We start from the raw sequence: 26283 nt of genomic DNA on the forward strand, positions 1-26283 counted from the left end.
CGATCAATGTCGACTAATCTGATCGACATGGATCGCACCCTCGACATCGGACCGCTGCGCAGCTTCGTGGCGGTGGCCGACCACGGCGGCTTCCTGCGTGCTGCCGAGCAGCTCCACCTGAGCCAGGCCGGGGTGAGCCAGCACGTGCGTCGCCTCGAGTCGGCCACGGGGGTGCGCCTCGTGGAGCGCCACGGGCGCGGATCGCGCTTCACCGCCGACGGCGAGCGGCTGCTCGCCTCGGCGCGCAGGATCCTGGCGGCCCACGACGAGGCCCTGCGCGACCTGGCGGGTGCACACCTCGAGATCACCATCGGGTCGACCGAGCACGCCGCCGCCCGGCTGCTGCCGAGCCTGTCGACGGCGCTCGAGCACGCGGGGGCGGCAGCGACCTTCCGCTACCGCATCGCGCGCGGAGCACGGCTGCGCGAGGGGCTCGCGTCGGGGCAGGTCGACCTCGCCCTCCTGCTCAACGCCGCCGACCACCCCGGCGCGGTCGCGGTCGGAGCGCTCGAGCTCACCTGGTACGCCGCCGAGGGATGGCGCCGCCCCAGCCCGCCCGAGCCGGTCCCTGTCGTCGCCTTCGACAGCCCGTGCGAGCTGCGCAAGCGAGCGCTCCAGACCCTGGCCGACCACGGGGTCCCCGCCACGGTCGGCACCGAGGCCACCCAGCTCGCCGGCGTCCAGGCGGCGGTCAGCGCCGGGCTGGGGGTCGCCCTGATGGCGCTCGACGAGCCGCCGGCGGGCCTGGTCGCGCGTGAGGACCTCCCCACGCCCGAGCCGCTCATGCTCTACGTGTGCCCGCGGGCAGGCCTCGCGGACGACCTCGTGTCACTGGCGACCGAGGCGGTCAGTGCCGTGCTGGCCCACCCGTCGTACGCCTGAGACGGGCGCGCGTCAGACGTTGAAGCGGAACTCCACCACGTCGCCGTCGGCCATGACGTAGTCCTTGCCCTCCATGCGCACCTTGCCGGCCTCGCGGGCCTTGAGCATGGAGCCGGCGGCCATGAGGTCGTCGAAGGAGACGATCTCGGCCTTGATGAAGCCCTTCTGGAAGTCGGTGTGGATGACACCGGCGGCCTCGGGGGCGGTGGCGCCCTTCCTGATCGTCCAGGCCCGCGTCTCCTTGGGGCCGGCGGTCAGGTAGGTCTGCAGGCCGAGCGTGTCGAAGCCGACGCGGGCGAGCTGGTCGAGGCCCGACTCGGTGACGCCCGTCTCGGCGAGCATCTCGTGGGCCAGGTCGTCGTCGTCCATCTCGGCGAGGTCGGCCTCGAACTTGGCGTCGAGGAAGATCGCCTCGGCGGGCGCGACGATCTCGCGCATCCGGGCCTTGAGGTCCTCGTCGGCGAGCTCGTCGGCGTCGCAGTTGAAGACGTAGATGAAGGGCTTGGCGGTCAGCAGCGACAGCTCGCGCAGCAGGGAGCGGTCGATCGAGGTGGCGATGATCGGGGTGCCCGACTCGAGCGCCTCCTTGGCCTCCCGCGCCGCGTCGAGGTTCGCGACGAGCTCCTTGACCTTGCGCGACTCCTTCTCCAGCCGCGCGATGGCCCGCTCGACCGTCTCGAGGTCGGCGAGGATCAGCTCGGTCTGGATCGTCGAGATGTCGTTGGCGGGGTTGACCTCGCCGTCGACGTGGGTGACGTCCTCGTCGCGGAAGACGCGGGTCACCTGGCAGATCGCGGACGACTCGCGGATGTGGGCGAGGAACTTGTTGCCCAGGCCCTCGCCCTGCGAGGCGCCGCGGACGATGCCGGCGATGTCGACGAACTCGACGGTGGCGGGCAGCAGCTTGGCCGACTCGAAGACCTCGGCGAGCTTCGCGAGCCGCTCGTCGGGGACGCCGACGACCCCGACGTTGGGCTCGATCGTGGCGAACGGGTAGTTCGCGGCGAGCACGTCGTTCTTGGTCAGGGCGTTGAAGAGGGTCGACTTGCCTGCGTTGGGGAGTCCGACGATGCCGATGGTGAGAGCCACGGGCGGGGAGTCTACGGCGGCGCGCACCCGCCCAGCGATTCGCGAGCCGGGCACCGGGGACGACGGAGGGCCCGGCCGCGGCGGCCGGGCCCTCGTCAGGCGGTGCGGGTCAGGATCCGTAGACCGAGGCCACGCCGGAGCGGTCGGTGTCGGTCATCGACAGGTCGCTCGAGGAGCCGTTGCACTGCGGGTAGTGCATGATCGAGGACGAGTCGTACGGCGTCAGCGGGCGCCAGTTGTCGTCCTCGAAGCAGGTGCCGGCCTCGGGGCGGGTGTGCTCGTGACGGAAGCCGAGCACGTGCCCGAGCTCGTGGGCGAGGATGTTGGACGGCGTCCAGGATCCCGAGGACCAGATCGAGTCGTCGACCAGCACGTTCTGCTGCGAGGCCGGGCTGCTCGGGAAGAACGCGCGCGCGATGTACTGCGTGGTCTCGGTGGGCTCCACCGAGAACAGGACCGCGCTGTTGGACACGGTGCAGCTCGCGTCGGCGGACGGGACGTAGGTGAACCTCACCCCGCTCGACGCCGCCTCCCACTGGCCGGCGCCCGACTGCATGGCCGAGACCATGGCGGCCTTGTCGGCGCCGAAGTCGTCGCTCACGCAGTAGGTGAGGTTGCTCGCGGTGCTGGCCGACCAGCGGTCGTCGGCCCCGTTGACGGTGTTGATGACCAGGGACTGCGAGTCGGTGTCGCGGGTGTTGACCATCCGCTCGTAGTAGTCGCGCAGCTCGCCCGAGGTCGCGATGGTCTCGTCGCCGTTGACGACGTACTGCCCCCCGACGTCCTGGAACGTGGCGGCCTTGAACTCCTGGAAGGTCGGCACGTCCTCCTGTGCCCGGGCGGCGTCGGCCCCCGGGGCCACTGAGAACGCCAGGGCGGTGGCCCCGAGCGTCGCGGTCGCGATCCGACTGATCGTGTTCGGCATGGTGTGTCTCCTCCGGTTGGATACGGATGGTCCTTGCCCCACCGACTCAACCGGTCTAGACCGCCGGGCGGAAGGTCGGGGCCGGGTCAGGTGTGTGCACTGCACGAACCTGCACGCCTCCGGGAGCCTGCAAGACTCGCCCCATGGACCACACCGGGGGCACCCCTCTCCTGCGCGCGCCCGCACACCAGGTCTCCCCCCGGGCGGTCCCCTACTGGCGGGTCTCGGCCGGCGTCGGCGACGCGGTGGTGGTCGTCGCCGCGGCCGCGGCCTGGCTGCTCGTGCCCGACGTCCCGTGGTGGGTCGGGCTGCTCGTCGCGCTGCTCGCGCTGGTGGCCGTCGCCCACGTCGTCCTCATGCCCCGCATCCGGTTCCGCGTGCACCGCTGGGAGGTCGGCGACACCGCCGTCCACACCCGCGAGGGGTGGCTCGGGCAGCAGAGCCGGATCGCGCCGCTGAGCCGCGTGCAGACCGTCGACTCCCGCCAGGGCGCGCTGATGCGGCTGTTCCACCTCGCCTCGATCACCGTCACCACCGCCTCGGCGGCCGGGCCGATCACCATCAGCTGCCTCGACGACGAGGTCGCGCGCCAGGTCGTCTCGCGGCTCACCGCGATCACCGCCGCCACCGAGGGCGACGCCACGTGATCCCCGCTCCCGGCGACGGCTGGGTGCGGCTCAGCCCGCGCAAGCTGCTGCTCGACCCGGTCAAGACCCTCGGCCAGGCGATCGTCCCGGTCGCCGTCGCCCTCATCGGCGTCAGCCGCAGCGACACGGCGTACTGGCCCTTCGTCCTCCCCCTGGTCGTGCTCGGCCCCATCGTCTTCGGCGCCGTGCCGTGGCTCACCACCCACTACCGCCTCACCGACACCCAGATCCAGGTGCGCGGCGGCCTGCTCAACAAGCACACCTCGACCGCTCCCCTCGACCGCGTGCGCAGCGTCGATCTCGAGGCCTCCCTGCTCCACCGCGTGCTGGGGCTGCAGAAGGTCGAGGTCGGCACGGGCGTCGACGACGACCGGATCACGCTGGACGCGCTGGCCGCCTCCGACGCCCACGCCCTGCGTACGACGCTCCTGCGCCGCCGCGAGGTCTCCCCGGCCGCGACCTCGCCGGCTCCCGGCTCCGACGAGCAGACCGCCGCGGTGGACGCCGGCGGCGCGGGCCAGGTCGCACCACCGGCTCCGCCGGCGCCACCGGCGGTGCTGGCGCGCATCGACTGGTCGTGGCTGCGCTTCGCGCCCTTCAGCCTGGGTCGTCTGGTCATCGTGGCCGGGGCGCTCGGTGCGTTCTCCCAGGTCGCGGACGACCTCCCGATCTGGGACGAGGACACCGCCACCTCCGTGTGGCACTGGCTGGTCCAGTTCGCCGTCGTCACGATCGCGCTCGTCCTCGCGGTCGGAGCGCTCGTGGGATGGGTCGTGGTCTCCGTCGCCGGCTACGTCGTGCAGTGGTGGCGCTTCCTGCTCGTCCGCGAGCACGGGTCGCTCCACCTCACCTCGGGCCTGGTCACCACCCGGTCGATCACCGTCGAGGAGGCCAAGGTCCGCGGCGTCGAGCACGTCGAACCGGTGCTGATGCGGCTGGTCGGCGGTGCCCAGCTCGCCACGCTGGCCACCGGCGTCGAGGACGGCGTGACCCAGGTGCTGCCCCCGTGCCCGCGCGAGGTCGCCACCGGCGTCGGCGGCGCCGTGCTCGGCACCACCGCACCGCTCACCGTCCCGCTGGTCGCCCACGGGTCCCGGGCCCGCCGACGGGCGTGGCTGCGCCGCGCCTACGGCACCGTCGTCCTCGTCGTCATGGCGGCCGTGGGGGCGTGGTTCGCCCACGTCGCCTGGGGCTGGGTCGCCCTCCTCGGAGTCGTCGCGCTGGCGGTCGCGCTGGCGGCCGGCGAGGCGTCCTACCGCCACCTCGGTCACGCCCTCACCGAGCGCCACCTGGTCGTCGGGCCCGCCGAGGTGGCGCGCGCCCGCACGGTGCTCGAGACCGACGGCATCATCGGCTGGGTGCTCGAGCAGTCGTGGTGGCAGCGCCGGATCGGGCTCGCCGACCTGGTCGCCACCACCGCGGCCGGCCACGAGCGGGTGCTGCTGCGCGACGTACGTCCCGACGTGGCGGTCGACCTCGCCGACCGCGCCACCCCCGGCCTGCTGACCGACTTCCTCGAGCCGTCGGCCCCGGTCGTCTAGAACCAGTCCGCGCGCATCTCCAGCGTCGTGGTGTCGGCGCTGGCGAGCAGGTCGAGCATCGGGGCGACCTTGGGCAGCTCCCAGCGGAAGAAGTACCGCGCGGCCGCGCGCTTCCCGTCGTGGAAGTCGCTCCGCTGCTCCCCCACCGCGACCAGCTGCTCGAGCCACATCCAGGCCACGACCACGTGACCCGCGGCCTCGAGGTAGACCGTCGCGTTGGCCATGGTGCGGTCGGCGTCACCGAGGCCGGCGAGCACCATCGTGACCTCACCGAGCCGGTCGACCGTTGCCTTCAGCGCGGCGGCGTGCTCGGCCGGCTCGCCACCGAGCGCGGTCGCGCGCTCCACCGTCTCGCCGATGCGGGCGGCGAGCGCCATCAGCGCCGCGCCCCCGCCGCCGAGCACCTTGCGGCCGAGCAGGTCGAGGGCCTGGATGCCGTGGGTGCCCTCGTGGATCGGGTTGAGCCGCTGGTCGCGCCAGTGGGCCTCGAGGTCGTGGTCACGGGTGTAGCCGGCGCCGCCGAGCACCTGGATGGCGAGGCTGTTGCTCTCCTGGCCCCACTGCGAGGGCCACGACTTCGCGATCGGCGTGAGCACGTCCAGCAGCCGGCTCGCCTCGACGCGCTCGTCGTCGTCGACGGCGCTGGCCTGCAGGTCGAGCAGGCGCGAGCAGTAGAGGTTGAGCGCGAGCGCACCCTCGACGTAGGACTTCTGCGCCAGCAGCATCCGCCGCACGTCGGCGTGCTCGATGATCGGCACCTGCGGGGCGGACGGGTCGCCGCCGGTGAGCCGACGGCCCTGCGGGCGCTCCCGGGCGTACGCCAGCGACTTGAGGTACGCCGTGTAGGCCGTGGTGGTCGCGGACATCCCGACGCCGAGCCGGGCGGCGTTCATCATGTGGAACATGTAGGACAGGCCCTTGTTCGGCTCGCCGACCAGGTAGCCGACCGCGCCCGCCGCACCGCCCGGCGTGTACGCGCCGCTGCCGAAGACCGGTGCGGTGTTGACCGTGCCGCGCGAGCCGAGCTTGTGGTTGATCCCCGCGAGGGTGACGTCGTTGCGCTCGCCGATCGAGCCGTCCTCGCCCACGAGGTGCTTGGGCACGATGAACAGCGAGATGCCGCGGGTGCCGGCCGGCGCGTCGGGCAGCTTGGCCAGCACCAGGTGCACGATGTTCTCGCCCATCTCGTGGTCGCCGCCGGAGATCCACATCTTGTTGCCGAAGATCCGGTAGGTGCCGTCGTCGGCCGGGACCGCGCGGGTCAGCACGTCGCCGAGGCTGGAGCCGGCGTGCGGCTCGGAGAGCGTCATGGTGCCGAAGAAGCGGCCCTCGAGCATCGGGGCGGCGTAGCGCTCGACCTGCTCGGGCGTGCCGTGCGCCATCAGCAGGCCCGCGTTGGCGACGGTGAGGAAGGAGTACGCCGCGGTGCCGATGTTGGCGGCGGTGAACCACGCCATGCAGGCCGCCGCCACCGTCTGCGGCAGCTGGTGACCGCCGTGCTCGGCGTCGAGGGTCAGGCCCAGCAGGTCGGCCCTGGCGAACTGCTGCAGCGCCTCGCCGATCTCCGGGATCAGGGTGACCTTCTCGCCGTCGAAGGACGGCTCCTCGGTGTCGCTCTTGCGGTAGTGCGGCGCGAAGTGCTCGGTCGCGAGCTGCTCGCAGAGCTCGAGCAGCGCCTCGTAGGTCTCGCGGTCGTGGTCGGCGAAGCGGGGCCGCGCCCCCAGCGACTCGACGTCGAGCCACTCGAAGAGCATGAACTGCAGGTCGCGCGCGGAGAGGATCGTGGAGTTCTGGGAGGGCACGACCCGACGTTACCCCCGGGTACGCCGCGGGGGACGGGAGGCACGGACGACGAACGCCCCCTCCGCTCGGGACAGAGGGGGCGTCCGCACGTGGGGCGACGCTACTCCCCGGGTCATCCGCCGTCAGCCCCTCGTCCCCAGCCCGGGACGCGCTGCCTAGGCTGGGCGTGTGCGCATCGCGACCTGGAACGTCAACTCCCTCCGGACCCGCATCGACCGCGTCGAGGCGTTCCTCCAGCGCCACGACGTCGACGTGCTGGCGCTGCAGGAGACCAAGGCGCGCGAGGACCAGCTCCCGCTGATGGGGCTGCAGGGCCTGGGCTACGAGGTCGCGGTCGCCGGCGTCAACCAGTGGAACGGTGTCGCCCTGCTCTCGCGCGTCGGACTCGACGACGTGCAGGTGGGCTTCGAGGGCATGCCGCCCTACGGCGACCCCGCCGCGGCCGAGGCGCGCGCGATCGGCGCCACCTGCGGCGGGGTGCGCATCTGGTCGCTCTACGTCCCCAACGGCCGCAAGCCCGACGACCCCCACTACGTCTACAAGCTCGACTGGCTGGCGCGGCTGCGCGAGGCCGCCGCGGGCTGGCTCGACACCCCCACCGCGCTGGTGGGCGACTGGAACATCTGCCCCACCGACGACGACGTCTTCGACGTCCAGCAGTTCGCGAAGTCCACCCACGTCACGCCGCCGGAGCGCGCGGCGTTCCAGGCCTTCCTCGACGACGGCTGGGCCGAGACCACGCGCGCCCACGCCCCGGGCTACACCTACTGGGACTACTACCGCCAGCGCTTCGAGCGCGACCGCGGGCTCAAGATCGACTTCGTCCTGGGCTCCCCCGCCCTCGCCTCGCGGGTCACCGGTGCGTTCATCGACCGCGACGAGCGCGACCCCGCCCAGGGCACCGGCGCGCCGTCCGACCACGCGCCGGTCGTGGTCGACCTCAGCTGATCGCCGGCCTGCGGGCGGCGCCGGATGGCGTACGACAGCACCGCGGCGACCGCGCAGAGGCCCGCAGCGGCGTAGAAGGCGGGGTCGTAGCCGCCCGTGACGTCGCGGACCACCCCGGCACCCGTCGCCGCGATCGCGGCACCGACCTGGTGGCTGGCGAACACCCAGCCGAACACGATCGGGCCGGTGGCGGCGCCGAACCACTCCCGGCAGATCGCCACGGTCGGCGGCACCGTGGCGACCCAGTCGAGGCCGTAGACGATGATGAAGACCCACATGCTCGGCTCCACGTGTGGCGCCATCAGGGCCGGCAGCGTCATCAGGCCCACGCCGCGTAGGACGTAGTAGCCGACGAGCAGCAGCCGCGGGTCCCACAGGTCGGTGAGCCAGCCCGACGCGATGGTGCCGACCACGTCGAAGATCCCCACCACGGCCAGCAGCGAGGCCGCGGTCGTGGCGGGCATGCCGTGGTCGTGGGCGGCGGGCACGAAGTGCGTGGCGATGAGGCCGTTGGTGGTCATCCCGCAGATCGCGAACCCGCCGGCGAGCAGCCAGAACGTCCGGTGACGGGCCGCCTCGGCCAGCACGCCGAGCGCCCGGCCGGCGCTCGAGCCGACCTGCTGGTGGGGTGGCGGACCGGGGTCGGCGTCGGTCGCCCCGAGGGCGCGGACACCGAGGTCCGCAGGGTGGTTGCGCAGGAACAGCAGCACCAGCGGCACGACGGCGAGCGCAGCCGCCGAGGCGAGCACCGCGGCGGTGCGCCACCCGTGGTGGGTGGCGAACCAGGCCACCACCGGCAGGAAGACGAGCTGCCCGGTCGCGTTGCCCGCGGTGAGGATGCCGCTGACCAGCCCGCGCCGGGCGACGAACCAGCGGCTGGTGATCGTGGCGACGAACGCCATCGACATCGACCCGGTGCCGATGCCCACGAGCAGGCCCCAGCACACGACGAGCTGCCACGCCTCGGTCATGAACACCGTGAGCCCGCTGCCCACCGCGACCATGACGAGCGCGAACGTCACGACCGGGCGGACGCCGAAGCGATCCATCAGGGCGGCGGCGAACGGCGAGATCAGGCCGAAGAGCATCAGGTTGAGCGACACCGCGGAGCCGATGAGGCCGTGCGACCACCCGAACTCCTCGTGCAGCGGCTCGACGAGCACGCCCGGCACCGAGCGGAAGGCGGCCGCGCCGACCAGGGTCACGAACGCGGTCGCGGCGACCACCCACGCCCAGTGGAGGCGTGGCGGTCGGTCGAGGTCGGCGCCGGGGACGTCCGGCGGGGTCGTGGTGGTCACGGGGACATCATCGAGCGACGAGGTCGTGGCAGGCGAGCGGCAGGGACGACGGCGAGCATCGACTTCCCGCCACGTGCGGGCGGTGTCGGTGGGCCGGTCCATGCTGGGCCCATGGACACCTTCCCCCTGCTGCTCACCCTGGCGCTGGTCCTCGCCGTCGGTCTCGCGCTCGGCGCGCTGATCGGGGTCCTGTGGTCGCGCAGCCGTCCCACCGACGACCCCGCGATCGCCGCGCTCCAGCAGCGCGCCGCCGACCACGCGGTCGTGCGCGACGGCCTCGACCGCCTCCAGGACCAGCTCAGCGACCTCGCCCACGACCGGGTGGCGTGGCAGTCCCAGCTCCACCAGCAGGTCACCGAGATGCGGATGTCCACGGACACCCTCCGACGCGAGACCGCCACCCTGGCCACCGCCCTGCGCAAGCCGCAGGTGCGCGGCCAGTGGGGCGAGCTCCACCTGCGGCGCACGGTCGAGCTCGCCGGCCTGGTCGACCACTGCGACTTCGCCGAGCAGGTCCGCGTCGACGACGGTCGGTTGCGGCCCGACCTCGTCGTGACCCTCGCCGGGGGCCGCACGATCGCGGTCGACGCCAAGGCCCCGCTCGCGGCGTTCCTCGACCTGACCTCGAGCGACGACCCCGACCAGCACGACCGGGCCCTGGCCCGCCTCGGCGAGCACGTCCGCACGCACGTCGCCGACCTCGGCTCGCGGCGCTACTGGGAGGCCCTGCCCAGCACACCGGAGTTCGTGGTGCTGTTCCTGCCGGGCGAGGCGATCCTGCAGGCCGCGCTGCAGGCGGTGCCCGACCTCGTCGAGCAGGCGTCCGCGCGCAACGTCGTGCTCGCCACGCCCTCGACCCTCATCGCGCTGCTCCGCACCGTCGCGCAGGGCTGGCAGCACGAGGTGCTCAACGCGCAGGCCGAGCAGGTCCAGCGGCTCGGCCAGGAGCTGCACGCCCGGCTCGGCTCGATGGCCGGCCACCTCGACCGGGTCGGGCGCTCGCTCAACGCCAGCGTCGTGGCCTACAACCAGGCGATGGGCTCGCTCGAGGGCCGCGTCCTCGTCTCCGCCCGCCGGTTCTCCGAGCTGGGGGTCACCTCGGAGGGCCTCGCCGAGCCCCGGCAGGTCGAGACCGTGCCCCGGTCGCTGGCCGGGCTCGACGCGCTCGACGGCGTCGGCCGTCCCGGCGACCCCACCCTCGACGACCTGCTCGACCAGCAGGACGTCGGGGCACACCAGCCACCCGCTCCGGCGCGCCGCGCCGAGGGCGCCTGACGGCGGTCCTAGGTTGAGGCCCGTGACGAGCGAGCCGTTCTGGCAGGTCGGGCGCGAGCCCGGCCGTCAGGTCGTGGTCCTGGGCGTCGCGGTCACGCTCACCGCGGTGTGCCTCGACGTGCTGCTCGCCGGTGAGCTGACGCTGTTCTTCGACCTCTGCTTCACGGCCCTGTGCCTGGGCCTGGCGGCCCTGGTGCGCCGGCGCGACTTCTTCCTCGTCGCCCTGCTGCCCCCGCTGCTGATGACCGGCGTGTTCACCTTCCTCGCCCTCGTCGCCCGCGACACCGTCGGCGCGCGCGACGACAGCACGCTCCAGGCCGTCGTCTCCGGCGTCGCCACCCACGGCGTCGCGCTGGGCGCGGGCTACGGCCTCTGCCTGGCCTGGCTCGCCTGGCGCCTGCACCGCGGCGGCGACCTCGTGGCCGAGCTGAGCCGCGAGCTCGGCCAGCCCTCCTGACCGAGGCGCGCCCCTCCGTGCACTGACGAGGGTGTCAGACCTCGAAGCGCGAGACGTCGCCCGCCCCGTGGCGTACGACCACGGGCTCGGCCTCCGACCAGTCGATCACCGAGGTCGGCTCGGCGGTCACCTCGCCCGACTCGATGACGATGTCGACGACGTGGTCGAGGTCCTCCTTGATCTCCCAGCCCATGGTGCGGGCCTCGGTCTCGCCGGGGAGGATCAGCGTGCTGGTGAGGATCGGCTCGCCGAGCTCCTCGAGCAGCGCGCACACCAGCACGTGGTCGGGGATCCGGACCCCGACCGTGCGCTTCTTCGGGTGCATCAGCCGCTTCGGGACCTCGCCGGTCGCCGGGAGGATGAAGGTGTACGGCCCCGGGGTGGCGGCCTTGATGGCGCGGAACGCGGAGTTGTCGACGTGCACGAACTGCCCGAGCTGGGAGAAGTCGCGGCACATCAGGGTGAAGTGGTGCCGGTCGTCGAGCTCACGGATCCGCAGGATGCGGTCGCGACCCTCGCGGTTGCCGAGCTGGGCGCCGAGCGCGTAGCCCGAGTCGGTGGGGTAGGCGATGAGCTGGTCGTCGCGGAGCGCCTCCACGACCTGCGTGACCAGCCGCGGCTGCGGGTTGTCGGGGTGGATGTCGAGGTAGCGCGCCACGTCGCTCAGGCCTTCTGGGCGGCGCGCAGGTCGCGGCGCAGCTCCGGCGGGAGCGCGAAGATCAGCGACTCCTCGGCGGAATGGACCGCGCGGGCGTCGGGGAAGCCGCGCTCGGACAGGAACGCCAGCACGCCCTCGACGAGGTCCTCCGGCACCGAGGCGCCGGAGGTGACCGACACCGTGCTCACGCCCTCGAGCCACGCCTCGTCGATCTCGGTGTGGTCGTCGACGAGGTAGGACGCCTGGGCACCGGACTCGAGGGCCACCTCGACCAGTCGCACCGAGTTCGAGGAGTTGCGCGAGCCCACCACGATCACCAGGTCGGCGTCGGAGGAGATCTCCTTGATGGCGAGCTGGCGGTTCTGGGTGGCGTAGCAGATGTCGTCGCTCGGCGGGTCGAGCAGCAGCGGGAAGCGCTCGCGGATCGCCGCGACGGTCTCCAGCGTCTCGTCGACGCTCAGCGTGGTCTGCGAGAGCCACGCGACCCGGGCGGGGTCGCGCACCTCGATGCCGGCCACGTCGGCCGGGCTCTCGACGAGCTGGATGTGCTCGGGGGCCTCACCGGCGGTGCCCTCGACCTCCTCGTGCCCGGCGTGGCCGATCAGCAGGATGTCGTAGTCGTCGCTCGCGAAGCGCCGGGCCTCGTGGTGCACCTTGGTCACCAGCGGGCAGGTGGCGTCGATGGTCTTCAGGCCGCGCTCCGCCGCCTGCGCGTGCACCGCCGGCGACACGCCGTGGGCCGAGAAGACGACGGTCTGGCCCTCGGGCACCTCGTCGAGCTCCTCGACGAAGATGGCGCCGCGCGACTCGAGGTTGGCCACGACGTGCTTGTTGTGCACGATCTGCTTGCGGACGTAGACCGGCGAGCCGTAGAGGTCGAGCGCCTTCTCCACCGTGATCACGGCCCGGTCGACACCGGCGCAGTAGCCCCGGGGGGCCGCCAGCAGGACGTTCTTGGCCGTCTCGGGGTCGAGGACCGGGGGGAGGCCGAGGTCGGTGCTCATGGGTCGAGTCTACGGGGGTGTCGGCGCCCTCCCCTATCCTCGCCGCGTGCCCACCCTCCGCGACGCCACGGCCGAGTCGCCGGCCCCGGTGCGGGCCGTCGCCAACGCCGTCGCGCAGTGGATCGACCGGCTCGGCGGCGTCTGGGTGGAGGGGCAGGTCGCCCAGGTCACCCGGCGCCCTGGCATGCAGACGGTGTTCATGACGCTGCGCGACACCGTCGCCGACATCTCGGTGACGCTGACCTGCTCTCGCACCCTCTTCGACTCGATGAACCCGCCGCTCGTCGAGGGCGCGAGCGTGGTGGTGCACGCGCGCCCCACCTTCTACGCCAACCGCGGCTCGTTCTCCCTCGCCGCGCGCGAGATCCGCATGATCGGCCTCGGCGAGCTGCTCGCCCGTCTCGAGCGACGCCGACAGCTGCTCGCAGCCGAGGGCCTCTTCGCGCCCGAGCTCAAGCGCGACCTGCCGTTCCTGCCCACCCGCGTCGGCCTGGTCACCGCGCCCAACAGCGCCGCCGAGCGCGACGTTCTCGACAACGCCCGTCGCCGCTGGCCCGCGGTGCAGTTCGAGGTGGCCTACGCCGCCATGCAGGGGCAGCGCTCCGTCCCCGAGGTCGTCGAGGCGCTGGAGCGGCTCGAGCGCCACCCCGACGTCGACGTCATCGTCGTGGCCCGCGGCGGCGGCTCGATCGAGGACCTGCTGCCGTTCTCCGACGAGGCGCTCGTGCGCGCGGTCCACGGCCTGCGCACCCCGGTGGTCTCCGCGATCGGTCATGAGCCCGACCAGCCGCTGCTCGACCTCGTCGCCGACGTGCGCGCCTCGACGCCCACCGACGCCGCCAAGCTCGTCGTGCCCGACATGGCCGAGGAGGTCAACGGCGTGACGTGGGCGCGCGACCGGCTGCGCCAGGTGATGACCCAGCGCATCGCCCGCGAGCAGGAGTGGCTGGTCCAGCTCCGCTCGCGCCCGGCGATGGCCGACCCGCGCAACCTGCTCACGGCCCGTTCGGGCGAGCTCGACGAGCTGCTCGCCCGCGCCCGGCGCACGCTGGCGCACCGCCTCGACCGCGCCGCCGACGACATCGGCCACCAGCGCGCCCGCGCGCAGGCGCTCTCCCCCCTTGCCACCCTGCAACGCGGGTACGCCGTCCTCCAGGACGCCGACGGCCGCGTCGTGACCTCGGTGGACCAGGCGTCCGTCGGGGCCGCGGTCTCGGTGCGGGTCGCCGACGGTCGCATCCACGCCACCACCAGCAGCATCGAGCCGCACGACGTCGAGGAGCCATGAGATGAGCGAGACGCAGACCCCGAGCTACGAGGACGCGCGCGAGGAGCTCGTCGAGGTGGTCCGCACCCTCGAGGCCGGGGGCACCACCCTCGAGGAGTCGCTCGCGCTCTGGGAGCGTGGCGAGGCGCTGGCCAGGATCTGCCAGGACTGGCTCGACGGTGCGCGGCGCCGCCTCGACGAGGCGATGGGCGCCGAGGCCGACGGCTGACCGGCTCACCCACCGCCCGGGGCCGGGTCAGCCCGTGAGCAGCCCGACGTAGGTCTCGAGGTCCGCGACCGGCGCCGACCCGAAGACCAGCAGCGCCTGGTCGTCGACCTCGGTCGAGTAGCCGTGGTCGCCGCCGTCGTCCGACCAGGTCTGCCAGGTGTCGGTGACGTCCGAGGCGATGGTCGCGTCCTCGCCCTGCTCGGCGTCCTCGTCGACGTAGGTCTCGACGAGGTCGTCCACCGAGGCGGAGTCCTCCTGGCGGATGCCGATGAACTTCCCGTCGGCGGTCAGCACGCCCATCCCCCACGACGGGTCGTCGCCGGCCGCGAGGTCGACGCTCGTCGCCGTCCACCCGGCGGGCAGCTCGCGCGGGTGCACGACCGCGAAGTCGGCCTGCTCGGCGAGCTGCACGCTCGCCTGCCAGTCGACGGGCGTGGTGGTCTCGTCGTTCTCCTCGCGGAAGATCCCCCGCCACGTCACGAAGGCGAGCACGAAGAGCACGGTCACGAGCAACGCGCCGCCCATGCCGCTGAACGAGCGCGTGTACCGGCTGGGCTGCTCACTCACGCGCCTCATTCTCCCCACCCCCCGGTAGTCCGTATCAATCGGGCTGCGGTCGGGGCCGTCCCACGACCCATTTGATACGGACTACCAGGAAGGGGGGACGTAGGCCGACACCCGCAGGTGCGGGTCGAGACACTCACATGTCGCCGCAGGTGCGGCATACTCCGACCGTGATCACCTACCGAGTCGCGGAGGCCGCTGAGATCCTGGCGGTCAGCGACGACACCGTACGACGCTGGGTCGAGGCCGGGCGGCTGCCGTCCCAGCGGAGCGAGGGCCGCACCACGGTCGCGGGCACCGACCTCGCCGAGCTCGCCGAGCAGCTCGTCACCTCCGGCGAGCTCGCCGAGCGCGACCGGACCCACGCCAACGCCGTCAGCGCCCGCAACCGGATGAGCGGCATCGTCACGCGGGTCAAGCGCGACGCCGTGATGGCCCAGGTGGAGATGATCTGCGGCCCCTACCGGGTCGTGTCCCTGATGAGCAGCGACGCCGCGGACGAGCTCAGCCTCGAGCCGGGCGTGCGCGCCATCGCCAGCGTCAAGTCCACCAACGTCGTCGTGGAGGTCCCCCGGTGAAGCACACCCTCGCCGCCCTGTCCCTCGCCCTGCTCCTCCCGCTCGCCGCCTGCGGCAACGACGACGCGGCCGACAGCGCCGCGGACGGCGGTGGCGCCGGCAGCGGGAAGCTGACCGTCCTCGCGGCGGCGTCGCTGACCGACGTCTTCGACCAGCTCGCGACGCCGTTCGAGGCCGAGCACGACGCCGACGTCACCTTCTCCTTCGGCTCGAGCACCGACCTGGCCGAGCAGGTGGCCGACGGCGCCCCCGGCGACGTCCTCGCCACCGCCGACGAGGCCTCGATGGGCCTCGCCGAGGACGCGGGCGTGACCGGCGACGTGCAGACGTTCGCGACCAACGTCCTCACCATCGTCGTGCCGAAGGGCAACCCGGCCGGCATCGAGAGCCTCGACGACCTCGACGGCACCACGTGGGTGCGCTGCGCCGACGAGGTCCCGTGCGGCAAGGTCGCCCTCGCCGTGCTCGACGACAACGGCATCACCGCCGAGCCCGCGAGCCTCGAGGAGGACGTCCGCGCCACGCTCGACAAGGTCGTCTCCGGCGAGGCCGACGCCGGCCTGGTCTACGCCACCGACGCGGTCGCCGCCTCCGACGACGTCGACGCGATCGAGATCCCCGGCGCCGACGCCGAGCTCACCTCCTACTACGCCGCCACCCTCGACCAGTCGGGCGACGGCGACCTCGCCGCCGACTGGGTCGCGTGGATCACCTCCGAGCAGGGCCGGGCGATCCTGCGCGACGCCGGCTTCGGCCAGCCGTGACCGACCGCCTCGGCCGGCCGCCGGCACTCCTCGTCGTCCCGGCGGCCCTCGCCACCCTGCTCCTGCTGGTGCCGCTGGTCGCCATGGTCGCGGCCACGAGCTGGTCGGACCTGCCGGGCGACCTGACCTCGACCGCCGCGCTCGACGCCCTGCGGCTCTCCCTCGTCACCTCGACCGCGGCGATCCTCGTCTGCCTGCTCCTCGGCCTCCCGCTCGCGTGGCTGCTGGCGCGGGTCGACTTCCGCGGCCGCGGGGCGCTGCGCGCGCTGGTGACGGTCCCGCTGGTGCTCCCCCCGGTGGTGGCGGGCGTCGCGCTGCGTGCCGCCTTCGGCCGCACGGGCGTGGTGGGCGAGCCGCTGCTGGAGTGGACCGGCTTCTCCTTCCCCTTCACCACGTGGGGCGTCGTGCTCGCCCACGTCTTCGTGTCGATGCCGTTCGTCGTGATCGCGATCGAGGGCGCGCTGCGCTCCGCGGACCCGAGGTACGACGCCGCTGCCGCCACGCTCGGCGCCACCCGGTGGACCACCTTCCGCCGGGTCACCGTCCCGCTGGCCCTGCCCGGCGTCGTCGCCGGCACGGTGCTCGGCTGGGCGCGCTCCCTGGGCGAGTTCGGCGCGACGATCACCTTCAACGGCAACTACCCCGGCACCACGCAGACCATGCCGACGCTGATCTACGTCACCCGCCAGTCCGACCAGGACGCTGCGCTGTCGCTGAGCCTGGTGATGCTCGTCGTCTCGATCGGCGTCCTGGTCGCGCTGCGCGATCACTGGCTGGGGACGCCGTGAGCGGGGAGCCGGCACGGCGGCTGGTCGCCGACCTGCGGGTGCCCGGACGGGTCGAGGCGGCGTTCACCGCGGCCCCCGGCGAGGTGCTGGCCGTGATCGGTCCCAACGGCGCCGGCAAGAGCACCCTGCTGCACGCCCTCGCCGGGCTGGTCGACGTCGAGGGAACCGCCCTCCTCGCCGGGACCGACCTGCTCGGCCTTCCCGTGCGCGAGAGGCGCGTCGGCCTGGTCTTCCAGGGCCAGCTGCTCTTCCCCCACCTCAGCGCGCTCGACAACGTCGCCTTCGGCCTGCGCTCGCGCGGCACCCCGCGCGCAGCCGCGGAGTCGGTGGCCCGCGCGTGGCTCGACCGCTTCGGGGTCGGCGACCTCGCCGCGCGGAGACCGCGCGAGCTCTCCGGGGGCCAGGCCCAGCGCGTCGCGATCGCCCGCGCCCTGGCCACCGACCCCGACGTGCTGCTGCTCGACGAACCCTTCACGGGCCTCGACGTGTCGGTGCAGATGGCGCTGCGCATCGAGCTCGGCCGGCACCTGCGCGACTTCGCCGGCATCGCCCTGCTCGTCACGCACGACGCCATCGACGCGCTGACCCTGGCCGACCGCGTGCTGGTCCTCGACGGGGGCCGGGTGGCGCAGAGCGGGGCACCCGCAGAGGTCGCCGCCGAGCCGCGCACGCCCCACGTGGCGCGCCTCGTCGGCCTCAACCTCGTCGACGACGGCGACCAGCTCATCGCGTTCACCCCCGACGCGGTGGTGGTCTCGCTCGCCGAGCCGGAGGGGTCGTCCCGGCTGCGCTGGCGCGGCCAGGTCGCGACCGTCGCGCCGCACGGCGACGCCGTGCGCCTGCTCGTGCACGCCACCCCCGACCTCCTGGCCGACGTCACGCCCGCGGCGGCCACCGAGCTCGGGCTGGCGCCCGGCCGCGAGGTCTGGCTGTCGGCGAAGGCGACGGCCGTGAGCCGGTACGCCGCCCGCTGACGCTGCCGATACCATGCGCGCCATGAGCCCCAGCGCCGCCAAGCCCGACCGCAACCTCGCCCTCGAGCTGGTGCGGGTCACCGAGGCGGCCGCCATGGCCGCGGGCCGCTGGGTCGGTCGCGGCGACAAGAACGACGCCGACGGGGTCGCCGTCGAGGCGATGCGGTCGATGATCTCCACCATCGGGATGCGCGGGACCGTCGTGATCGGCGAGGGCGAGAAGGACAACGCGCCGATGCTCTTCAACGGCGAGGAGGTCGGCGACGGCACCGGCCCCGAGTGCGACGTGGCGGTCGACCCGATCGACGGCACCACCCTCACCGCCAAGGGCATGAACAACGCCATCGCCGTGCTGGCGGTCTCCCCGCGCGGCACGATGTACGACCCGAGCGCCGTCTTCTACATGGACAAGCTGGTCACCGGCCCGGAGGCCGCCGACCACGTCGACATCCGCCTGCCCGTCAGGGAGAACATCGCCCGCGTGGCGAAGGCCAAGGGCATCTCGGTCCACGACGTCAGCGTCGTGCTCCTCGACCGGCCCCGCCACGCCAAGCTGGTGGAGGACATCCGCGAGACCGGCGCGCGCATCAAGTACATCACCGACGGCGACGTCGCCGGCGCGATCATGGCGGCCCGCCCCGACACCGGCATCGACCTGATGCTGGGCGTCGGCGGCACGCCGGAGGGCATCATCGCGGCCTGCGCGATGAAGTGCCTGGGCGGCAAGATCCAGGGCAGGCTGTGGCCGCAGGACGACGACGAGCGGCAGCGCGCGCTCGACGCCGGGCACGACCTCGACGCCGACTTCGTCCTCGAGACCGACGACCTGGTGACCGGCGACGACGCCTTCTTCGTGGCCACCGGCATCACCGACGGCGAGCTGATGCGCGGCGTGCGCTACCGCGGTGAGGGCGTCACCACCCACTCGCTGGTGATGCGCTCGCGCAGCGGCACCGTCCGCTCGATCACCGCCGAGCACCGGCTCTCGAAGCTACGCAGTCTCTCCCCGATCGACTTCGACAACTGAGCCGCGCGCGGCCGGGCTCAGCGCGGCCGCGACCAGGGCGATCACGGCGGGGTCGAACGCCATCCCGACGTGGGAGCAGCGCACCTCGACGGCCCGCGCGAGCGGGTCGACGCACGCCCGCCAGTCGACGATGCCGTCGCGCCGCGAGTAGATCGCGGTGAAGTCGATGCCGTCCGGGAGCGCGGCGCGCGCCTGGTCGAAGCTCTCCTGCGCACACCTGCCCGCCACGCAGTCGGCGGCCATCAGTCCCCGCATCCCGGCGCGGTTGAGCCGTACCAGCAGGTCGACGCTCCGCGCCAGGGAGACGTGGTGGGCGCCGGGAGCGAGCACCGGGCTGCCCATCGTGACGATGCCCGCGACCAGGTCGGGGCGCCGGGCCGCGACGCCGCGCGCCAGCATGCCGCCGAGGCTGTGCCCGACGACGCGCACCCGGGTGCCGCGCCGCTGCGCGATCTCCTCGAGCCGCTCCTCCAGCTGCGCCGCCGCCGCGAGCGTGCAGCCCACGTTGGCGCGGATGTCGGCGCGGTAGGTCCGGAAGCCCTGGTGGCGCAGGGCCCGGCTCATCGGCTGCAGGGAGGAGTCGCCGGCGAGGAACCCGGGCACCAGCAGCACCGGGTCCGCGACCCGCGCGGGACGCGAGCCCAGCGGCACCCGCCGACGGGCGCCGCGCGAGGAGAGGGCGTGCACGGCGTACCGGCCGCCCTCCAGCAGCACCGACCCCTCGCGCAGGACCGCACCCACCGCCGGCTGGGCGAAACCCTCCGGGGTGAGGAACGGCGCCACTGTGCGCGGGGTCACAGTCGCTGAACGTAGCGCAGGTCCCGCCCCGGGCGCGGGACGTGCGCCACTTTTCGTACTCCTGGGGAGAACGGTCGTGTTCACTGGGGTCATGTCCCCCGCGCGCCGCACGACCACCGGAGCATCGGTCGCCTCCGACGAGCTGCTGGCCCCCGTCGGCCACGACGTCGAGCTCTGCTACCAGACGTTCGGGGATCCCGACGACGAGCCGCTCCTGCTCGTGATGGGCCTGAGCGGGCCGATGACGTGGTGGGACCAGGCGCTCTGCGAGCAGCTCGCCGAGGCCGGCTTCCACGTCGTGCGCTACGACAACCGCGACACCGGACGCTCCACCCGGGTCCGCGCCCGCGTGGGCCGCACCCAGCTGCTGCGGGCCTTCGCCGGGCAGAAGGTGCGCACGCCCTACTCGATGGCCGACCTCGCCGGCGACGCCGTGGCGCTGCTCGACCACCTCGGGATCGACTCCGCCCACGTCGTGGGGGTCTCGATGGGCGGGATGATCGCCCAGACCGTGGCGGTGGAGCACCCGACGCGGGTCCGCTCGCTCACGAGCATCAGCTCCACGACCGGCCGGCGCAGCGTCGGCTGGCAGCACCCGTCGCTCCTCCCCCGCCTCATCGCGCCTCGCAAGGCCGGCCGCGAGGCCTACGTCGAGAGCAGCGTGGCGATGTGGTCGCTGATCGGATCGGCAGGCTTCCCGTCCGACCCCGAGGCGCTGCGCACCCGCGCGGGTGACACCTTCGACCGCGGGGTGAGCGCGAGCGGCGTCGTGCGGCAGATGCTCGCGATCCTCACCCAGCCCGATCGCACGCACCGGCTGCGCAGCCTGCGCGTGCCGGCCCTTGTGGTCCACGGCCTCGCCGACAAGATGGTCCACGTCAGCGGCGGTCGCTCCACCGCGGCCGCGATCCCCGGCGCCGAGCTGCTGCTCGTCGACGGTATGGGCCACGACCTCCCGCCCGAGCTGTTCCCGACCTTCGTCGAGGCGATCGCCCGCACGGCCGCCAAGGGCTGAGGCCGGACGCGGCACCCGCCACCCTGGCGGGAGACGACACCCCGACCCGCCCGCACGATGTCGTACGCCGCCACCCTCGACCCGGCGATCCTCCGGACGGCCGACCGGGCGCGGTGGGCCGGGTCAGTCGAGCAGCCGGGCTCCGGCCTCCGCGGTGGCGGTGAAGACCGCCGGCTCGCCGAAGCCGGCGTCGGCGAAGGCGGCCCGTACGGCCTCACCCGCGGCGTCCACCGCGTCGGCAGGCACCAGCGCGATGACGCACCCGCCGAACCCGCCCCCGGTCATCCGGGCGCCGACCGCGCCCGCGGCGAGCAGGGACTCCACCGCCGCGTCGACCTCCGGGACCGTGATCCGGAAGTCGTCGCGCATCGAGGCGTGGGAGGCGGTGAAGAGCGGTCCCAGCTCGGCCAGCCGGCCGGCGCGCAGCACCTCCACCGCGGCCAGGACACGGGCGTCCTCGGTCACCACGTGACGCGTGTAGCGCTGCAGCTCCTCGTCGTCGAGGCGCGCCAGCGCGGTGTCGAGGTCGTCAGCAGTGACGTCGCGCAGGGCGTCGACCCCGAGCAGGCGGGCCGCCTCCTCGCAACCCCTGCGCCGGGCGGCGTACTCGCCGTCGACGAGGCGGTGGGGCGCGCGGGTGTCGACCACGAGGAGGGTGAGCCCGGCGACGGAGGGGTCGAACGGCACGGGCTGCGAGGTCAGGTCGCGCATGTCGCAGAACAGCGCGTGACCGGCCTCGCCGCGCAGGCTCACCAGCTGGTCCATGCCCCCGGTCGGGGCGCCGACGGCGTCGTTCTCGACGCGGCGGCTCAGCTCGAGCAGGCCCGCGGCGTCGAGGCCCAGGCCGAGGTGGGCGTCGAGGGCGGAGACCACCGAGCACACGAGCGCCGCCGAGGACGAAAGCCCAGCGCCGGTGGGCACGTCGGAGTCGACCGAGATCCGCAGCGCGGGCACGTCGACCCCGTCGTCGTGGAGCAGCCACAGCGCGCCCAGCACGTAGGTCGCCCACTCGGGCACGTCGGCGCGCCCCGCGAGCCCCGCCGGCTCCACCACCACGTCGTCGGACGTCTGGGCCGAGGCCACCGTCCACCCCGACGAGGCGTCCTCGACGCTCGCCGTGCAGCCGTGGACGAGCGCCATCGGCAGCACGAAACCGTCGTTGTAGTCGGTGTGCTCACCGATCAGGTTGATGCGTCCGGGCGCGAAGGAACGCGTCACGATCAGGGCCTCGCTGTCACACGTAGGGGCGGTGGACAAACCCTATCCGGTGCCGATAGACCAGTGGTTCACCCAGCAGCCACGACGGGGAGGGCGCATGCCAGCACGACCTTCGACCCCACGACGAGGCCGACCACGCGGCAGACGGGTCGCCGGTTCGCTCGCTGCGATGACGCTCGCCGGGAGCCTGTTGAGCGCCTGCGGTGGCGACGGCGGCACGCCGACCCTCAACTGGTACGTCAACCCCGACGGGGTCGACACCTTCCGCACCTACGCCGAGAAGTGCAGCACCGGCGACTACGACATCGCGGTGCAGCAGCTCCCCTCGAGCGCCACCGACCAGCGCACCCAGCTCGCCCGCCGCCTCGCCGCGGAGGACTCCTCGACCGACCTGATGAACCTCGACCCCGTCTTCGTCGCCGAGTTCGCCAACGCGGGTTGGCTGGAGAAGGTCCCCGACGACCTCGCCTCGAAGATCACCGACGGGGGCGACTACCTCGAGGGTGCCGCCGACACGGTGACGTGGGACGACGGCGTCTACGCGGTCCCGCTCTGGGCCAACACCCAGGTCCTCTGGTACCGCAAGTCGCTCGCCGAGGCGGCCGGGCTCGACATGAGCAAGCCGGTGACCTGGGACCAGGTGATCGACGCGGCCGACCAGGAGGGCGGCACGGTCGGCGTCCAGGCCAACAAGTACGAGGCGTACGTCGTGTGGATCAACGCCCTCATGCAGGGTGCGGGCGGCGACATCGTCAGCGACACCGAGGCCGGCCGCGAGGCGAAGGTCGACCTCGACAGCGACGCCGGGCGCGATGCGGCGGCGGTGATCAAGAAGCTCGCCGACAGCGCCGCGCGGCAGCCCGACCTCACCGTCTCCAACGAGGGCACCAGCCTGGGCCAGATGTTCCCCGACGAGGGCCCCGGCGAGTTCATGGTCAACTGGACCTTCGTCTACGCCAACTACAAGGGCCTCGTCGGCAAGCCCGGCGGCCCGGCGGACGAGCAGGAGCTCGAGGACCTCGGGTGGGCCCGCTACCCCCAGACGGTCGAGGGCGAGGAGTCCAAGCCACCGATCGGCGGCATCGACATCGGGGTGGGCGCGTACTCCGAGCACCCCGACTGGGCCATGGAGGCCGCGCAGTGCATCACCTCGACCGAGGCCCAGGTCGACCTGGCCGTCAACGACGGGCTGATGCCGTCGACGAGCTCGGCCTACGAGAAGGTCGCCGCCACCGGTGACTTCCCCGAGGACCTCCTGGATCTCTACCGCACCAGCGTCGACGAGGGCGGGCCACGGCCCAAGAGCCCGTTCTACAGCCAGATCTCGGCCGCTGTGCAGGCGGTCTGGCACTCGCCCACGTCGGTCGACCCCGACTCGACACCGCAGAGGTCGGCCGACTACCTCGCCGACGTCCTGGCCGGAAAGAGGTTGCTGTGACAGGCGCGACGATCGCCCCGAACGTGAAGCGGACCCGCAAGGCCGAGACCAGCGACCGCGCGCGGGCCGAGAACAGCCTCGGCCTCAAGCTGGTGGCTCCCGCCATCTTCCTGATGCTGCTGGTGACCGCGTTCCCGATGCTGCGCGCGCTCTACCTCAGCCTCTTCAACTACAGCCTGACCGCGCCGGACGAGCGCGAGTTCATCGGGCTCTCCAACTACGCGACCGCGCTGACCGACAGCCTGTTCTGGCGCGACACCGCCAACACGGTGCTGATCATGGTCGTCACCGTCGCGGTCGAGCTCGTCATCGGGTTCGTCTTCGCGATGGTGATGCACCGGGTGATCTTCGCCCGCGGGGTGATCCGCACCTCGATCCTCATCCCCTACGGCATCATCACGGTGGTCTCGGGCTTCGCGTGGCAGTTCGCGTTCAGCAACAACAACGGCTTCGTCAACGGGTGGCTGCCGTTCATCGGTGACGACTTCAACTGGTTCGGCCAGTACGGCAGCAGCATCGTGGCGATCATGGTCTCCGAGATCTGGAAGACCACGCCCTTCATGTCGCTGCTGCTCCTCGCCGGCCTCGCCCAGGTCTCCGAGGACATGCTCGAGGCCGCCAAGGTCGACGGCGCCACCTGGTGGCAGCGGCTCTGGAAGGTGATCCTGCCCAACATGCGCTCGGCGATCATGGTCGCGGTCCTCTTCCGCGCCCTCGACGCCTACCGCATCTTCGACAACATCTTCGTGATGACCGCCGGCGCCAACAGCACCGAGTCCGTCAGCTTCCTGACCTACCGGCAGGTGATCGAGCAGTTCCAGCTCGGCATCGGCTCCGCCCTGTCGGTGCTGCTGTTCCTCTCGGTGCTGCTGATCGCGTTCCTGATCGTGAAGATCTTCCGCGTCGACCTGGCCGCCGCGCGGCAGGAGGGATGAGATGAGCACCCGCAACAAGATCGGCGTCGTGGTCGGCGCAGTCCTCATCCTCCTGTGGTGCCTGCTCCCGGTGGCGTGGATCATCTCGCTGTCCTTCAAGAGCCAGGACGCCATCACCAACGGCAGCCCGGGGTTCCTGCCCTCCGACGGCGGCGGCGCGGGCTGGCAGAACTACTCCGACGTGCTCGCCGACGAGCAGTTCCGACGGGCGATCTTCAACTCGATCGGCATCTCCTTGATCGCGACCGCGCTGTCGGTCATCATCGCCACGCTCGCGGCGTACGCCATCGCCCGGCTGGAGTTCGCGGGCAAGAAGTTCGTGCTGACCCTCGCGCTGGTGATCGCGATGTTCCCGGTGGTCTCCCTGGTCGGCCCGCTGTTCGACATGTGGCGCACCTTCGGCATCTACGACACCTGGCCGGGCCTGATCATCCCCTACATGTCGTTCACGCTCCCGCTGGCGATCTGGACCCTGTCGGCGTTCTTCCGCGAGATCCCGTGGGAGATGGAGCAGGCGGCCCAGGTCGACGGCGCGACGTCGTGGCAGGCGTTCCGGAAGGTCATCGTGCCGCTGGCGGCACCTGGGGTGTTCACCGCGGCGATCCTGACGTTCTTCTTCGCCTGGAACGACTTCGTCTTCGGCATCTCGCTGACCTCGACGGAGAACGCGCGTCCGATCCCGGCTGCGCTGTCGTTCTTCGTCGGCGCCGACCCGTTCAACCGGCCCGCCTCGCTGCTGGCCGCCGGAGCCGTCGTCTCGACGATTCCGATCATCGTCATCGTCCTGCTGTTCCAGCGCAAGATCGTCGCCGGCCTCACCTCCGGCGCAGTGAAGGGGTGATCAGCTGATGGCTGGCATCGAGATGAAGAACATCGTCAAGAAGTACGGCGACGGGTTCCCCGCCGTCAACGACGTGAGCATCGACGTGGAGGACGGCGAGTTCCTGATCCTGGTCGGACCCTCGGGCTGCGGGAAGTCCACGCTGCTGCGGATGATCGTCGGGCTCGAGGACATCAGCGGCGGCGACATGATGATCGGCGGCAAGCGGGTCAACGACCTCGCCCCGCGCGAGCGCAACTTGTCGATGGTGTTCCAGAACTACGCGCTCTACCCCCACCTGACCGTCTACGAGAACATCGCCTTCCCCCTGCGCCTGGCCAACAAGCCCGAGTCCGAGATCGACCAGAAGGTGCGCGAGGCGTCGAAGACGCTGGAGCTCGACGAGCACCTGGAGCGCAAGCCCGGCAACCTCTCGGGCGGACAGCGCCAGCGCGTGGCGATGGGTCGCGCGATCGTGCGCGACGCCGAGGCGTTCCTCTTCGACGAGCCGCTGTCGAACCTCGACGCCAAGCTGCGCGGCCAGATGCGCACGGAGATCTCGCGGCTGCAGAAGCGGCTCGGCATCACCACGGTCTACGTCACCCACGACCAGACCGAGGCGATGACCCTCGGCGACCGGGTTGCGGTGCTCAAGCGCGGCGTGCTCCAGCAGCACGCGACCCCGCGCGAGCTCTACGAGAACCCCGCCAACCTGTTCGTCGCCGGCTTCATCGGCTCGCCGCCGATGAACTTCCTGCCCGCGAAGGTCGACGGCACCCGGGTCGAGCTGCCCTTCGGCACGGTGACGATCCCGGAGGACAAGGCGCGGCGGGCGCAGGGCAAGGGGCTGCTGATCGCGGGCATCCGGCCCGAGCACTTCGAGGACGCCAGCGTCGTGGACAGCGACAAGGTGACCGACGACTCGACCTTCACCTCCCAGGTCGACGTCGTCGAGTGGCTCGGCAACGAGGCCTACGCCTACATCCCGTTCGAGGCGCCACCCGAGGTCGAGAAGCAGCTCCAGGAGCTCGAGCGCGATCTCGACGGCGAGTCGCTGCGCACCCAGATGGTCGTCTCGCTCGACGGCGCGAGCCGCATCAGCGAGGGCGACCAGGCCACGATCTGGGTCGACGCCCGCAAGATCCACCTCTTCGACCCCGCGACGGGCGAGAACCTCACCATGGACGCGGACCGCGCGGGCATCGTGCCGGGCGGCGACGCGATGGCGAAGGCCGAGCAGGTGGGCGAGAAGCAGGACGGGGTCGCGCAGACGGAAGGCACCACCGCCTGACCCCCCACCTGCGCACCAGGTGTCCGGCCCCGCAGGTCGGCGCGTGACGA

At 72.5% G+C, this 26283-nt stretch carries 26 protein-coding genes and 1 pseudogene; 18 read left to right on the forward strand and 9 right to left on the reverse strand.

From position 1 onward, the window contains the following. The first annotated feature begins 27 nt into the window (after window positions 1-27). Window positions 28-882: a LysR family transcriptional regulator gene (locus ACFFJG_RS05120; protein ID WP_378517521.1), complete on the forward strand. Its 855-nt coding sequence runs from the start codon at window positions 28-30 to the stop codon at window positions 880-882. Between the two features lie 12 nt (window positions 883-894). Here ACFFJG_RS05120 and ychF read toward each other — a convergent pair whose 3' ends face one another. Then, window positions 895-1971 (reverse strand): redox-regulated ATPase YchF, encoded by a 1077-nt coding sequence (ychF, locus tag ACFFJG_RS05125; RefSeq protein ID WP_378517522.1) that lies wholly within the window; start codon window positions 1969-1971, stop codon window positions 895-897. A gap of 109 nt (window positions 1972-2080) precedes the next feature. After that, a complete protein-coding gene (locus tag ACFFJG_RS05130; protein ID WP_378517523.1) occupies window positions 2081-2896 on the reverse strand; it encodes a M57 family metalloprotease in 816 nt (271 codons plus the stop codon). Between the two features lie 143 nt (window positions 2897-3039). Between ACFFJG_RS05130 and ACFFJG_RS05135 the strand changes: the two genes are divergently transcribed. Further along, complete coding sequence (locus ACFFJG_RS05135; RefSeq protein ID WP_378517524.1) at window positions 3040-3543, forward strand: PH domain-containing protein; 504 nt, start codon at window positions 3040-3042, stop codon at window positions 3541-3543. After that, window positions 3540-5084, forward strand: a complete 1545-nt coding sequence (locus ACFFJG_RS05140; protein WP_378517525.1) for a PH domain-containing protein — start codon at window positions 3540-3542, stop codon at window positions 5082-5084. The genes ACFFJG_RS05135 and ACFFJG_RS05140 overlap by 4 nt, the downstream gene beginning before the upstream one ends. Here the strand turns inward: ACFFJG_RS05140 and ACFFJG_RS05145 are convergent. Then, window positions 5081-6886 carry an acyl-CoA dehydrogenase gene (locus ACFFJG_RS05145; RefSeq protein WP_378517526.1) on the reverse strand — a complete coding sequence of 602 codons (1806 nt, stop codon included), beginning with the start codon at window positions 6884-6886 and terminating at the stop codon, window positions 5081-5083. The genes ACFFJG_RS05140 and ACFFJG_RS05145 overlap by 4 nt on opposite strands. Window positions 6887-7055: 169 nt before the next feature. Between ACFFJG_RS05145 and ACFFJG_RS05150 the strand changes: the two are divergent. Continuing rightward, a pseudogene (locus ACFFJG_RS05150) lies at window positions 7056-7769 on the forward strand (exodeoxyribonuclease III); the annotation flags it as partial. Here the strand turns inward: ACFFJG_RS05150 and ACFFJG_RS05155 are convergent. Further along, a complete protein-coding gene (locus ACFFJG_RS05155; protein WP_446686216.1) occupies window positions 7664-9133 on the reverse strand; it encodes an MFS transporter in 1470 nt (489 codons plus the stop codon). The pseudogene ACFFJG_RS05150 and the gene ACFFJG_RS05155 overlap by 106 nt on opposite strands. A 111-nt stretch (window positions 9134-9244) precedes the next feature. Here ACFFJG_RS05155 and ACFFJG_RS05160 point away from each other — a divergent pair, with 111 nt between their 5' ends. Beyond that, on the forward strand, window positions 9245-10408 hold the full coding sequence (locus tag ACFFJG_RS05160) for a DNA recombination protein RmuC (protein ID WP_378517528.1): 1164 nt from the start codon (window positions 9245-9247) through the stop codon (window positions 10406-10408). Window positions 10409-10430: 22 nt separating this feature from the next. After that, window positions 10431-10865, forward strand: coding sequence for a DUF6542 domain-containing protein (locus tag ACFFJG_RS05165; RefSeq protein WP_378517529.1), 435 nt, complete (start codon window positions 10431-10433; stop codon window positions 10863-10865). 34 nt (window positions 10866-10899) lie between these two features. On the opposite strand, the gene ACFFJG_RS05170 is transcribed toward ACFFJG_RS05165, so the two are convergent. Both ACFFJG_RS05170 and ACFFJG_RS05175 read right to left on the reverse strand, forming a co-directional pair. After that, window positions 10900-11523 carry an L-threonylcarbamoyladenylate synthase gene (locus ACFFJG_RS05170; RefSeq protein ID WP_378517530.1) on the reverse strand — a complete coding sequence of 208 codons (624 nt, stop codon included), beginning with the start codon at window positions 11521-11523 and terminating at the stop codon, window positions 10900-10902. Between the two features lie 5 nt (window positions 11524-11528). Then, a complete protein-coding gene (locus ACFFJG_RS05175; protein WP_378517531.1) occupies window positions 11529-12527 on the reverse strand; it encodes a 4-hydroxy-3-methylbut-2-enyl diphosphate reductase in 999 nt (332 codons plus the stop codon). Between the two features lie 46 nt (window positions 12528-12573). On the opposite strand from ACFFJG_RS05175, the gene xseA reads away from it, so the two are divergent. Then, complete coding sequence (xseA, locus tag ACFFJG_RS05180) at window positions 12574-13815, forward strand: exodeoxyribonuclease VII large subunit (RefSeq protein WP_378517532.1); 1242 nt, start codon at window positions 12574-12576, stop codon at window positions 13813-13815. Between the two features lies 1 nt (window position 13816). Next, window positions 13817-14023 (forward strand): exodeoxyribonuclease VII small subunit, encoded by a 207-nt coding sequence (locus tag ACFFJG_RS05185; protein ID WP_378517533.1) that lies wholly within the window; start codon window positions 13817-13819, stop codon window positions 14021-14023. Between the two features lie 27 nt (window positions 14024-14050). On the opposite strand, the gene ACFFJG_RS05190 is transcribed toward ACFFJG_RS05185, so the two are convergent. Continuing rightward, complete coding sequence (locus ACFFJG_RS05190; RefSeq protein WP_378517534.1) at window positions 14051-14590, reverse strand: DUF4245 domain-containing protein; 540 nt, start codon at window positions 14588-14590, stop codon at window positions 14051-14053. Between the two features lie 167 nt (window positions 14591-14757). Between ACFFJG_RS05190 and ACFFJG_RS05195 the strand changes: the two genes are divergently transcribed. From ACFFJG_RS05195 to glpX, 5 genes are read left to right on the forward strand one after another with little or no spacing between them, the layout of a single operon-like run. After that, a complete protein-coding gene (locus ACFFJG_RS05195) occupies window positions 14758-15165 on the forward strand; it encodes a TOBE domain-containing protein (RefSeq protein WP_446686217.1) in 408 nt (135 codons plus the stop codon). Next, entirely contained in the window at window positions 15162-15929 is a 768-nt protein-coding gene (gene modA, locus ACFFJG_RS05200; RefSeq protein WP_378517535.1) for a molybdate ABC transporter substrate-binding protein, read from the forward strand. The genes ACFFJG_RS05195 and modA overlap by 4 nt, the downstream gene beginning before the upstream one ends. Beyond that, a complete protein-coding gene (modB, locus tag ACFFJG_RS05205) occupies window positions 15926-16717 on the forward strand; it encodes a molybdate ABC transporter permease subunit (protein WP_378517536.1) in 792 nt (263 codons plus the stop codon). Before modA ends, modB begins: the two co-directional genes overlap by 4 nt. Beyond that, the gene (locus ACFFJG_RS05210) at window positions 16714-17691 is read left to right on the forward strand and encodes a sulfate/molybdate ABC transporter ATP-binding protein (RefSeq protein WP_378517537.1); all 978 of its coding nucleotides are present in this window, start codon (window positions 16714-16716) and stop codon (window positions 17689-17691) included. The genes modB and ACFFJG_RS05210 overlap by 4 nt, the downstream gene beginning before the upstream one ends. Window positions 17692-17713: 22 nt before the next feature. Next, entirely contained in the window at window positions 17714-18718 is a 1005-nt protein-coding gene (glpX, locus tag ACFFJG_RS05215) for a class II fructose-bisphosphatase (protein ID WP_378517538.1), read from the forward strand. On the opposite strand, the gene ACFFJG_RS05220 is transcribed toward glpX, so the two are convergent. After that, the gene (locus tag ACFFJG_RS05220) at window positions 18683-19516 is read right to left on the reverse strand and encodes an esterase/lipase family protein (RefSeq protein WP_378517539.1); all 834 of its coding nucleotides are present in this window, start codon (window positions 19514-19516) and stop codon (window positions 18683-18685) included. The two genes, glpX and ACFFJG_RS05220, sit on opposite strands and share 36 nt — an antisense overlap. 91 nt (window positions 19517-19607) lie before the next feature. Here ACFFJG_RS05220 and ACFFJG_RS05225 point away from each other — a divergent pair, with 91 nt between their 5' ends. Beyond that, window positions 19608-20531: an alpha/beta fold hydrolase gene (locus ACFFJG_RS05225; RefSeq protein WP_378517540.1), complete on the forward strand. Its 924-nt coding sequence runs from the start codon at window positions 19608-19610 to the stop codon at window positions 20529-20531. Between the two features lie 123 nt (window positions 20532-20654). On the opposite strand, the gene galK is transcribed toward ACFFJG_RS05225, so the two are convergent. After that, entirely contained in the window at window positions 20655-21749 is a 1095-nt protein-coding gene (galK, locus tag ACFFJG_RS05230; protein ID WP_378517541.1) for a galactokinase, read from the reverse strand. A 169-nt stretch (window positions 21750-21918) separates the two neighbouring features. On the opposite strand from galK, the gene ACFFJG_RS05235 reads away from it, so the two are divergent. From ACFFJG_RS05235 to ACFFJG_RS05250, 4 genes are read left to right on the forward strand one after another with little or no spacing between them, the layout of a single operon-like run. Beyond that, window positions 21919-23187 carry an extracellular solute-binding protein gene (locus ACFFJG_RS05235; protein ID WP_378517542.1) on the forward strand — a complete coding sequence of 423 codons (1269 nt, stop codon included), beginning with the start codon at window positions 21919-21921 and terminating at the stop codon, window positions 23185-23187. Window positions 23188-23210: 23 nt separating this feature from the next. Next, a complete protein-coding gene (locus ACFFJG_RS05240) occupies window positions 23211-24122 on the forward strand; it encodes a carbohydrate ABC transporter permease (protein WP_378517543.1) in 912 nt (303 codons plus the stop codon). Between the two features lies 1 nt (window position 24123). Continuing rightward, window positions 24124-24963, forward strand: coding sequence for a carbohydrate ABC transporter permease (locus ACFFJG_RS05245; protein ID WP_378517544.1), 840 nt, complete (start codon window positions 24124-24126; stop codon window positions 24961-24963). A gap of 7 nt (window positions 24964-24970) precedes the next feature. Next, window positions 24971-26233 (forward strand): ABC transporter ATP-binding protein, encoded by a 1263-nt coding sequence (locus ACFFJG_RS05250; RefSeq protein ID WP_378517545.1) that lies wholly within the window; start codon window positions 24971-24973, stop codon window positions 26231-26233. Window positions 26234-26283 lie beyond the last annotated feature (50 nt).

This window comes from Nocardioides zeicaulis (assembly GCF_042432345.1).
GTDB lineage: Bacteria > Actinomycetota > Actinomycetes > Propionibacteriales > Nocardioidaceae > Nocardioides > Nocardioides zeicaulis.